The sequence below is a fragment of the Acidithiobacillus ferriphilus genome (assembly GCF_028215975.1).
In the GTDB taxonomy this organism is placed as follows: domain Bacteria; phylum Pseudomonadota; class Gammaproteobacteria; order Acidithiobacillales; family Acidithiobacillaceae; genus Acidithiobacillus; species Acidithiobacillus ferriphilus.
The window spans coordinates 1292658-1306582 of sequence record NZ_CP116458.1; the positions used below are offsets into that span (position 1 = coordinate 1292658).

Here is a 13925-nt window from a genome sequence, read left to right on the forward strand (position 1 = left end):
ATGACTACTGCGTTCCGCGTCCTTAACCAAACGCAAACGGCGCATGTGCATCGTGATCCTCCATGGGTAATGGCCAACTATCCGGATGATTTTCCTCTTCCTGTGCCATTAACAGGTTGCCTATCTCGAAGGTCAGATCGCGGGCGCCGCGATAGCCGAGGGACAAGCGATGGGCGGCGCCGAGTTGGTCAAAAATAGGCAGCCCCATGCGCAGGAAAGCGATATCCAGGCGCGCCGCCGCCTGCCGTCCATGGGAGTGGGTGATGAGCAAGTCACATCCGGCACTCCGCGCCTCCAGATCTTCCAGATCACCAATAAGCACTTCTTCACAAGGCATCTGTTCGAGCAGCGGCGAGTGGGTGCTGGTCACTGCGGCGGTGATGATCGCCCCCATTTCGTTGAACCATGATCCGATATTCCAGAGCAGATCCGGCTCGGCGCCGATGGCGATTTTTTTGCCCCCGAAGAAAAAATGGCTGTCGAGCATGGCGTCGATCAACTGGCTGCGTTGCCGACGATATTTGCCGGGCACCGGTTGTCCGCTCAACTGACTCAGGCAATCCAATAACTGATCCGTCGCTTCGATGCCGGTAATGCGATCGAAGAGCACATAAGGTTGACCGGTCTTGCTCATCAAGGCTTCTGCCCCAGGACGCATTTGTTCGCCCAGGGCAATGGTCAGTTCCGCTTCGCCCATGCGCCGGATGGCATCCACTGGAGTGCCGCCCAGGGTATTGGGCGTGAAGTCGTCCGGAATGTGGCCATCCATAGACCCGGAAATATCAGGCAGAATGGTCGCCTCCAGCCCGAAGGATTCACTGATCTCCCGGAGTTCTTCGATGTCCGCAGCGGTGAGATGGGACCCCACGAGGAAATTGACGGAACCCTCCCGGCGCGCACTGCTGGGTTCGACCAACCCCTTCACCATGCCCTCCACAGCCTTGGCCCAACCGTCCTGAAAAGCATCCTTGAAATCCGGAGTAGAGACATAAACCAGGGCTAACTGATCCAGTTCGGGATGGCTGGCGCGAAAGTTTTTGAGATAACCATCCACATCATCGCCTTTGGTCTCGGTGACGCCGGTGGAACAGATGCCGATAATGGCTGGTTTGGTGCGCTGCTGAATACTGAGAATAGCGATACCGATATTATCCAGTCCGCCCATGACTGTCGCCACTTCACTCATGGCGGTGGTCTGCATGGGTATACCCTCGTTAAAATGCCGCTGAAAAAGCACTAGGCCAAAGGCGGTACAGCCCTGAGAACCATGCAGCATGGGCATGCAATCGGCGATGCCCATGAAGGCCAGGGCACCGCCGATGGGCTGGCTCATTTTGAGGGGGTTGACCGTACACGCTTTGCGGCTCTGAATGACGGTGCTCATGCCCGTACCTCCCGCATATCCCAGGGCGCGGGTTTGCGCAGTAAGGTCCACATGGGGTTGTAGAGGGCCAAATCGATCTGCTTCACCAGATTGACCATCCCTTCGTAACCGTTGTAGGCGTGATGGCGTTCCTGGTTGATGTCCACCCAGGGCATTTTGTTTTTGAGGGCGGCGAATTGGGAGCGTCCACCCGACAGCAACACATCCGCACGCGCCTCCTGGAACATTTTGTACATTTCCCGCGGCGTCATGTCATCAATCATGTGCGCGTCCTGACCCATGAGTTCCTTGATTTTTTCTTTGTCTTCCCTGGTGGATTTCTTGACGCTGGTCCCCACCACTTCCATCCCGCCTTCCTGCAATGCAGACACCACCGACCAGGATTTAACGCCCCCCGTAAAGAGCAACACCCGTTTGCCGCGCAGGCGATGGGTATATTCGGCAATACGCTGCCAGGCTCTTGCCTCTTCCCGGACAATCAGCGCTTCGGTGCGGTCGTGGAGTTCTGCCGGGGCACCCTGCTGGATCAGCAGGCGGGTGATCTCCCGGAGAGATTCCGTGGTGTCGGAGATGCCATAAAAGGATCCTTCAAAGAAGGGGATCTGATAACGCTCTTCCATTTTGCGCGCGATATTGATCATGGATTTAGAGCAGACCATCATATTGGCCCTGGCGCGATGGGATTGCGCCACGTCGTGATATTTGGCGTCGCCGCTGATGCAACAGGTTACCCGGATCCCCAAATGATCGAGGAGCGGCTTGACCTGCCAGAGTTCACCGGAAAGGTTGTATTCGCCAATGATGTTAATGTCATAGGGTGTGCTGTATTCCGGTTCCTCCGTGCCGATGACATAATCGAGCAGGGCCTCTCCGGCCAGCTTGTTGCCGAGATTCTTCGCGCCGACAAAACCTGGGGAATCGACGGGAATGATGGGCTTTGCAAATTTCTGACTGGCCGCTTTGCAAACGGCTTCGATATCGTCCCCGATCATCGCCGGTACGCAGGTCTGATAGACAAACACCGCCGGCGGATCGTATTTATCGATTATCTCCTTGATGGATTTGAAGAGATGTTTTTCACCGCCATAGACGACATCCAGCTCGTTGATGTCGGTGGTAAAGCCGGTGCGATAGAGTTGCGAAGCAGAAGATTTTGAACCGCGGTTATCCCAGGAATTGCCCTCACAGGCGATGGGACCATGAACCAGGTGGGCGACGTCGGTGATGGGTTGCAGGGCGATTTTTGCCCCATCGAAAGCGCAACCACCGGCCGCGCCGCCCGGCTGCAGTGCCTTGGTGCAGCCCTTCTTGCGTTCTTTGTCAGACTTGCTCTGGTTCTTGCTGCATCCCGGCTCATTAAAAACCTCCTGGATTTTGTTCTGCAACATAAAGCACCTCCTGGTAAGTCAGCATGCGACTCAGCGTCTTCAATTGCCAATAAGGCAGGCAATCCCCGGTCGTGGCATAAACCGTCAGGTCCTTGAGAAGCGGCGCTAACGCGCCGCCGGATAGCCGATAAGGCCTGGCGATTAACGAATGATGTCGAAGCTGTAATCGCTCTGGCTCGGCACATTACTGTTGTTGTCGATCTCATCAAAAATCTTGTCCAATATGCGAACCAGCATATTCAGGCCGCCCTGATAGCCCCAAATGGGATAACGGTGATGATGATGGCGATCGAAGATCGGGAAGCCGTAACGGATAAGGGGCGTGCCCGTATCGCGCTCCAGATATTTCCCGTAGGTATTGCCAAAGAGGAAATCCACCGGTTCAGTGAACAGCAGGCTGCGCATGTGCCAGAGATCCTTGCCGGCATAGACATGACAATCCTTGCCGAAGGGTGAACTGTCGAACAACGCCTGCACTTTCTCCGCCCAATGCTTGGACCCATTGGTAGCCAGTACATGGGTGGGTTCGCCGCCTAGCTCCATCAGGAAGGCCGCCAGACCGAGGCACTGATCCGGATCACCGTAGATGGCGAACTTTTTGCCGTGAATGTGCGCCGTTGAATCCGCAATGGCATCCACCAGACGCCCGCGTTCTTTTTTCAGTTCATCGGGAATCTCTTTGCCGCTGACACGCGATAATTCCATAATGAATTTGTCCGTGCCCGATACGCCGATGGGGCAATTCAGGGCGACGACTTCCTGACCATGTTCCGCAATGAAAGGCAAAGTCTTTTCCGTGCAATATTCCTGCATGGAGAAAGTGGCTTTGGCATTCAGGGCTGCGGCCGTATCTTCCAGAGTGGTGCCGCCATCATACATGCGGAATTTCCCGTCGCTCGGCGTATCAAAGACATCGCTGGTATCGGCCAGAATCGTGTATTCCAGATTCATGAGGTCCAGGATGCGCTTCACTTCCCGGGTGTTACCGACGGTATAACCATCAAAGCCGCCGATGAAGTTGATCTTCTCGTTGGGTTCGCGCACGAGTGCCGGTACGGTACCTGCCTTGCCGTCCCAAAAATGCGCCAGTACCCCCTTCAGGGCATTGTCATAGCCGGTGATATGGCTACCGACGAAGGCCGGAGTATGGGCGAATGGCACATCATATTCTTCTGGTACGCTGCCCTTTTCCTTGGAGGTTTTGATGAAGGCGTTCAAGTCGTCACCGATCACCTCCGCCATACAGGTGGTGGAAACGGCAATCATCTTGGGTTTGTACATGGCGTAGGTATTGGCGAGGCCGTCAATCATGTTGTTGAGGCCGCCGAATACCGCGGCATCTTCGGTCATGGAAGAGGACACACAGGAAGTGGGCTCCTTAAAATGCCGACTCAGATGGCTGCGGTAATAAGCTACGCAACCCTGTGATCCATGCACAAAAGGCATGGTGCTCTCAAAGCCCACCGCCGCAAACACGGCGCCCAGGGGCTGGCAGGCCTTGGCCGGATTCACCGTCAAGGCTTCACGGGCAAAATTCTTTTCCCGATATTCCCACGTCTTTGTCCACTCACGAACCTGCACGAGCTTGTCGACAGGCTCTGGATTCTCAAATTGTTCCTTCTTGTTCTTGAGCATCTCCTGGTATTCCGGTTCACGGAACAGGTTGAAGTGATCAAGCACCTTTTCAGCGTTCTGACTCATGGCGTTATTCCTCATTCGATCGTTGGGGCGGTCCGTTATCCGCCGATAAGCGGGCGGCACCTCTGCCGCCCCCACGGTGCTTACTCCCAGGGCGTTTTGGTCAAACTCCACACGGGGTTGTTGATGGCCATATCCATATCCCGGGCGAAGATGGCGAAGCCGTCATAACCGTGATAGGGACCGGAATAGTCCCAGGAGTGCATCTGCCGGAAAGGCACGCCCATTTTCTGGAAGACATACTTTTCCTTGATGCCGGAACCCACGAGATCAGGCTGGATGCTTTCCACCATCTTTTCAAACTCGTAACCGGTCACGTCGTCATAAATCAGCGTGCCGTCCTTCACATAATGGGTGGTACGCTGATAGTCGTCGTTGTGGCCGAATTCATAGCCGGTTCCCACCACATTCATGCCGAGATCTTCATAGGCGCCGATGACATGGCGAGGACGCAAGCCGCCGACAAAAAGCATGACCGTTCTGCCTTCCAGACGTGGCCGGTATTTGGCTATCACTTCCTCGGTGAGGCGGTTGTACTTCTCAATGACCCGTTCCGCGCCTTCCTTGATGTGATCATCAAAATAACCGGCGATCGTCCGCAGGGACTCGGCAATTTTTGAAGGCCCGAAGAAGTTGTACTCGACCCACGGCACGCCATGCTTTTCTTCCATGTAGCGGGAGATATAGTTCATGGAACGATAGCAGTGCAGGACATTCAATTTGGCCATGGGGGTGTTCTCCAATTCCGCCAGAGAACCATCACCGGACCACTGGGCAATCACCCGCAGACCCATTTCTTCCAGCAGGATGCGTGAACTCCAAGCATCGCCGCCGATGTTATAGTCACCAATAATGGCAACATCATAAGGGGTTTTTTCAAAAGCCTTGGGTTCTGCGCCTTGCTTCTCGAAGACATAGTCGCGGATGCTGTCGTTGGCGATATGGTGGCCGAGCGATTGGGATACCCCCCGGAAGCCCTCACAACGCACCGGAACAATGGTTTTACCACCGTATTCCTTTGACTTCTTTTTGGATACCGCTTCGATGTCGTCTCCGATCAGGCCGATGGGGCATTCCGATTGCACGGTGATGCCGTGGTTCAGCGGGAAGAGATCCTCGATTTCATCCATGATCTTTTCGAGTTTCTTGTCACCGCCGAAAACGATGTCCTTTTCCTGAAAATCGGAGGTGAACTGCATCGTGACAAAGGTATCCACACCCGTGGTGCCGATATAATAGTTACGGCGTGAAGCCCAGGAATACTGGCCGCAACCGACGGGTCCATGGGAAATATGAATCATGTCCTTGATCGGACCCCAGACGACGCCCTTGGAACCCGCATAGGCACAGCCACGAATGGTCATCACGCCGGGCACCGACTTGATATTGGATTTGACGCCGCAATCCGATTTACCTTCCTCATAGACGTTCAGGTGTTTGGCGCGTCTTTTGGCGGTTTTTTCCGGATAGACCTTGAGAACTTCATCAATCAGGGCGCGATTGCGCGTTTTGGTCTCCGCGACAATCCGCTCCCGGGTTTCTTCAGCGGTAATGCTCATCACATCATCTCCTTAGCGAGAAAAAGAGAGGGCAGCCACCGGGTGGCGGATACCCTCCGTCAATCAGACCGCAGCAGCCAGTTCGGCGGCTGATTTGCCGATCAGGGTCTCGTCCACTGCACTCATGATGCCGAACTCCATGAGCATATCTTCCAGTTCGTCCATGGTGATCGGGGTCGGAATCGTACCGTTACCACCGTTGGCATGGATTTTCTGCGCCAACTGACGGTACTCCTCGGCCTGTTTGGATTCCGGCGCATACTCCAACACCGTCATCCGGCGCAGTTCCGCATGCTGCACGATGTTGTCGCGGGGCACGAAATGAATGAGCTTGGTGCCCAGCTTGCCCGCCAGCGCTTCCGCCAATTCCAGTTCCTTGTCCGTTTGGCGTTCGTTGCACACCAATCCACCCAGACGCACGCCGCCCGAATTGGCGTACTTGAGAATGCCCTTGGAAATGTTGTTGGCGGCATACATGGCCATCATTTCGCCAGACATGACGATGTAGATTTCCTGCGCCTTGTTTTCACGAATAGGCATCGCGAATCCGCCACACACCACGTCGCCCAACACGTCGTAGGAAACGTAATCGACGCCGTCATAAGCGCCATTTTCCTCCAGGAAGTTGATGGAGGTGATAACGCCACGTCCGGCGCAACCCACGCCCGGCTCCGGTCCACCGGATTCCACGCAACGAATGTCGCGATACCCGACCTTCATAACATCTTCGATTTCCAGATCCTCCACGCTGCCCGCCTCAGCCGCGAGGCTCAGTACGGTGTCCTGCGCTTTGGAGTGGAGAATCAAACGGGTGGAGTCAGCTTTGGGATCGCAGCCAACGATGAGAATCTTTTGGCCCATTTCCGTAAGAGCCGCCAGGGTATTCTGGGAGGTGGTGGACTTGCCAATGCCCCCCTTACCATAAAAGGCGATTTGCCTTAGTTTGTCGCTCATTGCCATGTCTCCTGTTTCAAAAATGACCAACTTGCAGGTGGAAGCCCCCAAAAACGGGGAAGAGTCGCGTTCCATCCAGAACTCTGCAAGTGCCGTGCCAGGCCTGAAGACATCTACATAACACATTGTTTAACATATAAAACAATGATTTTTCCGTGGTCTCACGGGGGCTGTTTGAAAACCTACAAAACGCACCTTCTATGTCAGGAAGCACACAGCATTGACGGGCTTTGGCCATGCATAGCGCTGCTATTGGATAGGCGGGGCGAAATCGTTAACGTTTAATGAATTAGATTGGTTATTTAATGGCTTAGTGCAATTATCCGGTCGCTGACCATATTTTTTGACTCCGCCTGGCGGATATTCGGGTGTTGAAAGCGTAGGTGGAAATACATGGCATAAATACTGCTTTAATTACCTTAAGCAAAAAGGCTTGCTCAATTTTGGAAGGACGATATGCAGATCGGTGTGGATTGTGATCTCGCGGTGGGTAATCGGCGTATTTTTGTGCTGGATACGGATGAAATCGGACGCATGGCGGTGCAATTCATGCTTCATGATGAATATGAAACCCACGAAATCGCCAGTCTTCAGGCCGCCATCGCCAAGGCTCAGGATTGGCCGCCGGACTTGATTATTCTTGGCGAGGCGCTGCTGGGCGAAGACAAGTTGAATGTGGAGACGGTGAGTGAACAATTTCCCAAGACACGACTGATGCTCGTGGTCGGGGAAGCGCGTTCGGCCCTGAACCAATCCGCGATCAGCAAAGGATTCGTGTTGCTACATAAACCGCTGCGACTTGAGGATGTCCGCGCCAAGGTGGCTGCTGTGTTGCAGAATTAGCCGGATCGGGGACGCTTTTTGTTGGTAGAGAACCCCCTGGGGGAGCAGCGCTCCGCCCGTTCACCGGCCGCTAATCCCGGTAGCAATCTGACCGGAATTCCGTCCGGATTGTTGATCAGTGCTGAATTTCACGCGTTCCCGGTACCGCTACATATCGCCGGGGTGCGCGATGGGCACCCCGCGCTTTTCCAAAGATTGTCTCTGGTGCGGGAACAGCGCGAGGCGGGACAGGTATTCCAGGCGTACATGGAAGAAATTTTTGCTGGCGGGCATGACCGAACGAAGAGCCGACGCTTCAGAGCCAGCTATTTACGCCTGCTCAAAGGTTGGGGATACGACAGCAATTCGCCGGAAGGTGCGGTCATGAAGGGCTGGGTGGAGAGCCGGTTCGGCATCGCGCCGAATTTTCACCGGCAAGTGATCGGCCGGGTGGGTGATGCCGCCTGGATTCAGTATATGACCGACAAAATGTCAGGGCGATTTGATAATAATGCGATCTGGTTGCAACTTGACCTTTTGTTTGAATTCGCACAGTGGTCGGCACGGCGTTTTCTGGCATCCGGACAACGGCACTTGCGCTTGTTCCGGGGGACCAATGATTTTGCGGAACATCCTATTCTCTGGAAAGCCGGAGCGCGGCAGGGGGTGATCCGGCTGAACAATCTGGTGTCCTTCAGTGATGATCGGGATGTGGCCAGCGCATTCGGCGATTACATACTGGAGGTGAATGTGCCATTGGTAAAACTGCTATTTTTCAAGGGCCTGCTGCCATGTCGCGCACTTCAGGCGGAGAGTGAGTATCTGGTGATCGGCGGCGAATACACGGCACACATGTACTATTACTGAGGACGAGAAATGGGCTACGACTTGCGGGAGAGAGCGTTGGGTGCCTATCTGGGATTGGCGGTCGGGGATGCCCTGGGCGCGCCGGTGGAGTTCATGAGTCCCACGGAAATCCGAGAGGAATATGGCGTCCACCGCAATATGACCGGTGGCGGCTGGCTGCATTTGCAGCCCGGACAGGTGACCGACGATACCCAGATGTGTCTGGTGTTGGGGCGGAGCATCCTTGCCGATGAGCAATGGTCCATTATCCGCTTTGGCGAGGGGATGGCGCGGTGGTTGCGCGGCCGTCCCGTGGATGTGGGTAATACCTGCCGCCGGGGAATCCGGCGCTTTATGCTCAACGGCAGTACCGCCGCCGAAGCGGCGGAATGGGATGCCGGTAATGGTGCGTGCGTGCGCAATCTCCCGGTGGTGCTGGCCACCTTGAACGCCCCCGCGGCCTTCCGGCAGATCAGTGTAGAGCAGGCGCATCTGACCCACCATCACCCGCTGTCGGATATCGCCACCTTGACGCTTGGGGAGATGTTGCGCTGCGCGCTGCGCGGTGACGGCATTTCATCCGTGCGACGTCTGGCGGATGCACTGGTTGCACAGTACCCGGAATTCGATTTCAAAGAGATTCCCCAGGCACCTACGCCCTATATTGTGGATACGGTGCGCACCGTTCTGCATGCGCTGTTCCATACCGATAATTATAAAGACTGCCTGATTATGGTGGTAAATCAGGGTGGAGATGCGGACACCACGGGCGCCCTCGCGGGAATGCTGGCGGGTGGCCTGTACGGGACTTGCGGGCTTCCCCATGCTTGGTTGCGGCGTCTGGATCCCGAGCTTCAGAAAGAAATCGCGGCGCAGGTGGATCAGCTTCTGGCCCGGAATGAACGGGCGGATCATGCGCGATTACCGTCGGACCCACTCCTCATTCAGCGCCCGCTCATGGAGGCGGGAGGCGCCAAAACTGCCGACTTTTCTGAGGATCAATTGCGCCTGTGGACGTCCATATCTATTGACGTGTATGCTGAAAACACTGGCGTCGCCACTGACCAGTGTCGACGATCGGTGCCTTGCCCAAACGTCAGACAGGTCCGAGGTTTCACCTAACCCCCAACCGCCTCATCCCCCGCCAACGCTTCCTAAGCGCTGTAGAGAAGAGGATTTCATCATGAAAGATCACGTAACCCCCAACCATTTTCAGGAACTGACGACCATCTATGAGGTGAGTAAGGTGCTCAGTTCGTCCATGGATCTTGAACATACCCTGAATGATGTTCTGAAGACCCTGGAAAGTCATCTGCACATCTCTCCGTCCATGATCCTTTTGCGCATGGACGAGAATTTGGTAGGGGTGATTGCCGCCACAGGTTTGTCTGCCGCGGAGATGGAGCGGGGACGTTATCGCCTGGGGGAGGGCATGGTAGGCAAGATTATGCGTGCCGGTATGCCGGTGGTGATCCCTGATGTCTCCCAGGAGCCCGCCTTCCTCCACCGCGCCTATGAGCCGGAGATCAACCAGAGATTGCATGCCTTTGTAGGGGTGCCGATTAAGGTTGGGTATGAATGTATCGGCGTGCTCGCCATCTATCGCAGTGAGCGGCACAAGGGGGTGAGTTTCCGTTCTGATGTGCGCCTGTTGCAGATGATCGCCAATCTGGTGGGGCAGACCGTTAACCTGCATCAGGGTATCTCGGCGGAACGAAACCGTCTTTTGCAGGAAAAACATCGTCTGCAGAAGGAACTCCAGAAGCGCTACAGCATCAAGAATGTCATCGGACATAGCCGGGCCATGCAGTCCGTCTTTGCCGATGTGCACCAGGCGGCGCCGGGCAAGGCGACCGTGTTGCTGCGCGGTGAGTCGGGCACCGGCAAGGAGGTCATCGCCCGCGCCATTCACTATCTCAGTCCCCGCCGCGATAAAGCTTTTGTTTCCCTCAATTGCGCGGCGCTCCCCGAAAGTATTCTCGAATCGGAACTCTTCGGACACGAGCGCGGCGCTTTTACTGGAGCCACTCAGGAACGCAAAGGCCGTTTTGAACTGGCGGACGGCGGTACGCTGTTTCTCGACGAGATCGGGGATATCTCTCCGGCTTTTCAGGCCAAGCTCTTGCGGGTGTTACAGGAGCGCGAATTCGAGCGGGTGGGCGGCACCCAGACCCGGCGGGTCGATGTGCGCATCATCACCGCCACCAATCGCAATCTCGAAGAGGCGGTAAGCAAGGGTGAGTTCCGCGCCGATCTCTACTACCGAATCAATGTCGTCAGTATTTTCCTGCCCCCACTGCGGGAGCGTCGTGAGGATATCCCCGCCTTGATCGAACATTTCCTCGCCCGTTACAACGCCGACAACCAGCGCAAGCTGACCCTCACCCCGGAAGCGTTGCAAACCATGGTGTCCTGCTATTGGCCAGGCAATGTGCGGGAACTGGAAAACTGCGTCGAACGCACCGCCACCATGATGCGCGGGGATATCATCCACAACCTCGACGTGCCCTGTCAGCGCAATCAGTGCCTTTCCATGGCCTTACGACCACTGGAAGGGAGCCATCCCATCATCACCATGAAGGTGTCCGACAGCAATAATATGTCGCCGCCCATCATGCCCGAGCCGGCGCGGCACGTGGTGGCTGCGTCGGTCGCTAACGCTGAGGAGCGCGCAGCGCCATTGTCAGAAAGGGACCGCTTGATCCAGGCGATGGACCGTTGTGGCTGGGTACAAGCTAAAGCCGCCCGTTTGTTGGGGACAACCACCCGCAAACTCGGCTATGCCCTCAATAAACATGGCGTGGAAGTCAAAAAACTCTAAATTCGCGCCTGCGTGCCATTTTTACCCCCCCGTTTGTCCGGTTTTCGACAATTTTCGCCGCGCTGCTGGAAACACACGTAACGTTACCGACAAAGCGTCAGATGACTTATCAATAACGTATTGAAAAATAATATTTCCAATCTCTGGCATCACTTTTGCTAAAAATAATGCAAGCGTCAGCTTCTTAGGAGCAAGCCGATACATCCATGAGGCGCGCGGTTTTCCATCGTTCACTGAAGATCCGTATGGAGGATTACGCCCATGGCATCCCAAATAATTTCTCTTTCCAGTATCGCCACACCCAATAACGGGGTGGATCTGGATGAGATCATGCAGCAAAAGGCAGAACACCAAGGTTGTGGTACGAGCGGCGGTTCCGGCAAGGCCAGTTGTGGCACCGGAGCGGGGCAGGGAGATCTGGCACCGGAGATCTGGGAAAAGGTCAAGAATCACCCCTGCTATAGCGAAGAAGCGCATCATCATTACGCCCGCATGCATGTCGCGGTGGCGCCCGCCTGCAATATCCAATGCAATTACTGTAACCGTAAATATGACTGCGCCAACGAAAGTCGGCCAGGTGTCGTCAGTGAAAAACTGACGCCGGAGCAAGCGGCCAAAAAGGTGCTGGCCGTGGCCTCCACCATTCCGCAAATGACCGTGTTGGGCATCGCCGGTCCGGGTGATCCCCTGGCCAACCCCGAGAAAACTTTCAAGACCTTTGAACTGATCTCGAAAACAGCGCCGGATATCAAGCTCTGCCTGTCCACCAATGGCCTGGCACTCCCTGACCATGTGGATACCATTGCCGGTTTTAATGTGGATCACGTCACCATCACCATCAATATGGTGGATGCGGATGTAGGCGCACAGATCTATCCCTGGATTTATTACAAAAACAAGCGGTACAAGGGGCGTGAAGCGGCGCAGATACTCACCGACCGGCAAATGCAGGGACTGGAAATGCTGACCGAGCGCGGCATTCTTTGCAAGATCAATTCGGTCATGATCCCCGGCATCAATGATCACCATCTGGTCGAAGTCAACCGGGCAGTCAAGAGCCGCGGCGCCTTCCTTCACAATATCATGCCCCTGATTTCCGCCCCTGAACATGGCACGGTTTTCGGTCTGAACGGCCAGCGTGGCCCGACCGCGCAGGAACTCAAAGCCCTGCAGGACAGTTGCGAAGGCGAAATGAACATGATGCGCCACTGTCGGCAATGCCGGGCTGACGCGGTGGGTCTGCTGGGCGAAGATCGTTCAGCAGAATTCACGACCGAAGCCGTAATGGCGATGGATGTGGAATATGACCTCGAATCGCGCAAGGCCTATCAGTCGCTGGTGGAGCAGGAACGTCAGGCGACGGCGGACGCCAAGCGGGCGGAGCTGGAAACCCTGGCCGGCGAGCAATCCGATGTCAAAATTCTCATCGCGGTGGCGACGAAAGGCAGCGGGCGGGTCAATGAGCACTTCGGCCATGCCACCGAGTTTCAGATTTATGAGGCGAGTGCGTCCGGGGCGAAGTTTGTCGGCCACCGTCGCGTTGACCTCTATTGCCAGGGCGGTTATGGCGAAGAGGAAGCCCTGGAAACCACCATCATCCGCGCCATCAACGATTGTACGGCAGTTTTTGTCGCCAAGATCGGTGGCTGTCCGAAAGCCTCGTTGGAGGCGGCCGGAATCGATGCGGTGGATCGTTACGCCTTTGAATATATCGAGCAGTCGGTCATTGCCTACTATCGGGATTATCTCGATAACATCCGTAGCGGGGCCATTGTCCATGGCCAGCGTGGAGACGCGGAGATTCGGCAGGGGGCGTATGTAGCTGCGTAAGATTATCGGGGGAGATATCCTCCCCCATTTTGTGAAAAGGAGAAACATCATGGCTTTTAAAATCGTTGCTTCCCAATGCACCAGTTGTTCGGCCTGTGAACCGGAATGCCCGAATATGGCCATTTCCGAAAAGAACGGCACCTTTGTTATCGACCCGGCCAAGTGTACTGAATGCATAAATTATTTCGATGAACCCCAGTGTGTGGCGGTCTGTCCGGTGGATGACACCTGCATCATTGATAACAACTATCCCCGTTACGTCGCTTAGGAGTCTGTCATGGAACTCACCTTTACGCCTAAAGCGGAACGCTTTATCCAGCGAATGATCACCTTTGGCGGTGGCAACGCCAGCAGCGCTTTCCGCCTTGCGGTAAAGCCAGGCGGGTGTTCCGGCCTCTCTTACGATTTTCGCATTGTCGACGCGGCGGAGCCCGGCGATGTGGCCATCACCAGTAATGGCATTCCGGTACTGCTGGAACAGAAGAGTGTCCCTTTTCTCAACGGAGTCGTCGTCGATTGCGAGGATAGCCTGATGAATACCGGGCTGGTCTTTACCAATCCCAATGCGGCGGCCAGTTGTGGTTGCGGAACGTCATTTACACCCAAGGAATAAAGCGGGTCCC

Annotated in this window: 13 protein-coding genes; 7 read left to right on the plus strand and 6 right to left on the minus strand. The window is 55.4% G+C overall.

The genetic code is table 11. The features are described 5' to 3' along the window. Positions 1 to 22 precede the first annotated feature (22 nt). From nifN to nifH, 5 genes are all read right to left on the minus strand, one after another. Positions 23 to 1384: a nitrogenase iron-molybdenum cofactor biosynthesis protein NifN gene (gene nifN / locus PJU76_RS06430; protein ID WP_271780945.1), complete on the minus strand. Its 1362-nt coding sequence runs from the start codon at positions 1382 to 1384 to the stop codon at positions 23 to 25. Then, positions 1381 to 2772: a nitrogenase iron-molybdenum cofactor biosynthesis protein NifE gene (gene nifE, locus PJU76_RS06435; RefSeq protein ID WP_215879448.1), complete on the minus strand. Its 1392-nt coding sequence runs from the start codon at positions 2770 to 2772 to the stop codon at positions 1381 to 1383. Before nifE ends, nifN begins: the two co-directional genes overlap by 4 nt. A gap of 141 nt (positions 2773 to 2913) precedes the next feature. Beyond that, on the minus strand, positions 2914 to 4473 hold the full coding sequence (nifK, locus tag PJU76_RS06440; protein ID WP_215892735.1) for a nitrogenase molybdenum-iron protein subunit beta: 1560 nt from the start codon (positions 4471 to 4473) through the stop codon (positions 2914 to 2916). 80 nt (positions 4474 to 4553) lie between these two features. Beyond that, entirely contained in the window at positions 4554 to 6029 is a 1476-nt protein-coding gene (gene nifD, locus PJU76_RS06445) for a nitrogenase molybdenum-iron protein alpha chain (RefSeq protein ID WP_215860647.1), read from the minus strand. A 63-nt stretch (positions 6030 to 6092) separates the two neighbouring features. Next, entirely contained in the window at positions 6093 to 6983 is an 891-nt protein-coding gene (nifH, locus tag PJU76_RS06450) for a nitrogenase iron protein (protein WP_215850274.1), read from the minus strand. Positions 6984 to 7439: 456 nt separating this feature from the next. Between nifH and PJU76_RS06455 the strand changes: the two genes are divergently transcribed. The 4 genes from PJU76_RS06455 (at position 7440) to nifA (ending at position 11472) form a co-directional block, all read left to right on the plus strand. Then, the gene (locus PJU76_RS06455; protein ID WP_219616250.1) at positions 7440 to 7826 is read left to right on the plus strand and encodes a DNA-binding transcriptional response regulator; all 387 of its coding nucleotides are present in this window, start codon (positions 7440 to 7442) and stop codon (positions 7824 to 7826) included. Between the two features lie 18 nt (positions 7827 to 7844). Next, entirely contained in the window at positions 7845 to 8672 is an 828-nt protein-coding gene (locus tag PJU76_RS06460) for an NAD(+)--dinitrogen-reductase ADP-D-ribosyltransferase (protein ID WP_271780946.1), read from the plus strand. 9 nt (positions 8673 to 8681) lie between these two features. Continuing rightward, positions 8682 to 9773: an ADP-ribosyl-[dinitrogen reductase] hydrolase gene (gene draG / locus PJU76_RS06465; RefSeq protein ID WP_271780947.1), complete on the plus strand. Its 1092-nt coding sequence runs from the start codon at positions 8682 to 8684 to the stop codon at positions 9771 to 9773. Positions 9774 to 9834: 61 nt separating this feature from the next. Continuing rightward, on the plus strand, positions 9835 to 11472 hold the full coding sequence (nifA, locus tag PJU76_RS06470) for a nif-specific transcriptional activator NifA (RefSeq protein ID WP_271780948.1): 1638 nt from the start codon (positions 9835 to 9837) through the stop codon (positions 11470 to 11472). A 21-nt stretch (positions 11473 to 11493) separates the two neighbouring features. Here nifA and PJU76_RS06475 read toward each other — a convergent pair whose 3' ends face one another. Then, positions 11494 to 11706 (minus strand): hypothetical protein, encoded by a 213-nt coding sequence (locus tag PJU76_RS06475; protein WP_271780949.1) that lies wholly within the window; start codon positions 11704 to 11706, stop codon positions 11494 to 11496. A 27-nt stretch (positions 11707 to 11733) separates the two neighbouring features. Between PJU76_RS06475 and nifB the strand changes: the two genes are divergently transcribed. From nifB to PJU76_RS06490, 3 genes are read left to right on the plus strand one after another with little or no spacing between them, the layout of a single operon-like run. Next, on the plus strand, positions 11734 to 13302 hold the full coding sequence (nifB, locus tag PJU76_RS06480) for a nitrogenase cofactor biosynthesis protein NifB (RefSeq protein ID WP_215850280.1): 1569 nt from the start codon (positions 11734 to 11736) through the stop codon (positions 13300 to 13302). Between the two features lie 49 nt (positions 13303 to 13351). Continuing rightward, complete coding sequence (locus tag PJU76_RS06485) at positions 13352 to 13570, plus strand: 4Fe-4S binding protein (RefSeq protein WP_271780950.1); 219 nt, start codon at positions 13352 to 13354, stop codon at positions 13568 to 13570. 9 nt (positions 13571 to 13579) lie between these two features. Beyond that, entirely contained in the window at positions 13580 to 13915 is a 336-nt protein-coding gene (locus PJU76_RS06490; RefSeq protein ID WP_271780951.1) for a HesB/IscA family protein, read from the plus strand. Positions 13916 to 13925 lie beyond the last annotated feature (10 nt).

Excerpts from the sequence above, each read along its gene's own strand:
- nifN (WP_271780945.1), bottom strand. The coding sequence starts at position 1,384 with ATGAGCACCGTCATTCAGAGCCGCAAAGCGTGTACGGTCAACCCCCTC.
- nifE (WP_215879448.1), bottom strand. The coding sequence starts at position 2,772 with ATGTTGCAGAACAAAATCCAGGAGGTTTTTAATGAGCCGGGATGCAGC.
- nifK (WP_215892735.1), bottom strand. The coding sequence starts at position 4,473 with ATGAGTCAGAACGCTGAAAAGGTGCTTGATCACTTCAACCTGTTCCGT.
- nifD (WP_215860647.1), bottom strand. The coding sequence starts at position 6,029 with ATGAGCATTACCGCTGAAGAAACCCGGGAGCGGATTGTCGCGGAGACC.
- nifH (WP_215850274.1), bottom strand. The coding sequence starts at position 6,983 with ATGAGCGACAAACTAAGGCAAATCGCCTTTTATGGTAAGGGGGGCATT.
- PJU76_RS06455 (WP_219616250.1), top strand. The coding sequence starts at position 7,440 with ATGCAGATCGGTGTGGATTGTGATCTCGCGGTGGGTAATCGGCGTATT.
- draG (WP_271780947.1), top strand. The coding sequence starts at position 8,682 with ATGGGCTACGACTTGCGGGAGAGAGCGTTGGGTGCCTATCTGGGATTG.
- nifA (WP_271780948.1), top strand. The coding sequence starts at position 9,835 with ATGAAAGATCACGTAACCCCCAACCATTTTCAGGAACTGACGACCATC.
- nifB (WP_215850280.1), top strand. The coding sequence starts at position 11,734 with ATGGCATCCCAAATAATTTCTCTTTCCAGTATCGCCACACCCAATAAC.
- PJU76_RS06485 (WP_271780950.1), top strand. The coding sequence starts at position 13,352 with ATGGCTTTTAAAATCGTTGCTTCCCAATGCACCAGTTGTTCGGCCTGT.
- PJU76_RS06490 (WP_271780951.1), top strand. The coding sequence starts at position 13,580 with ATGGAACTCACCTTTACGCCTAAAGCGGAACGCTTTATCCAGCGAATG.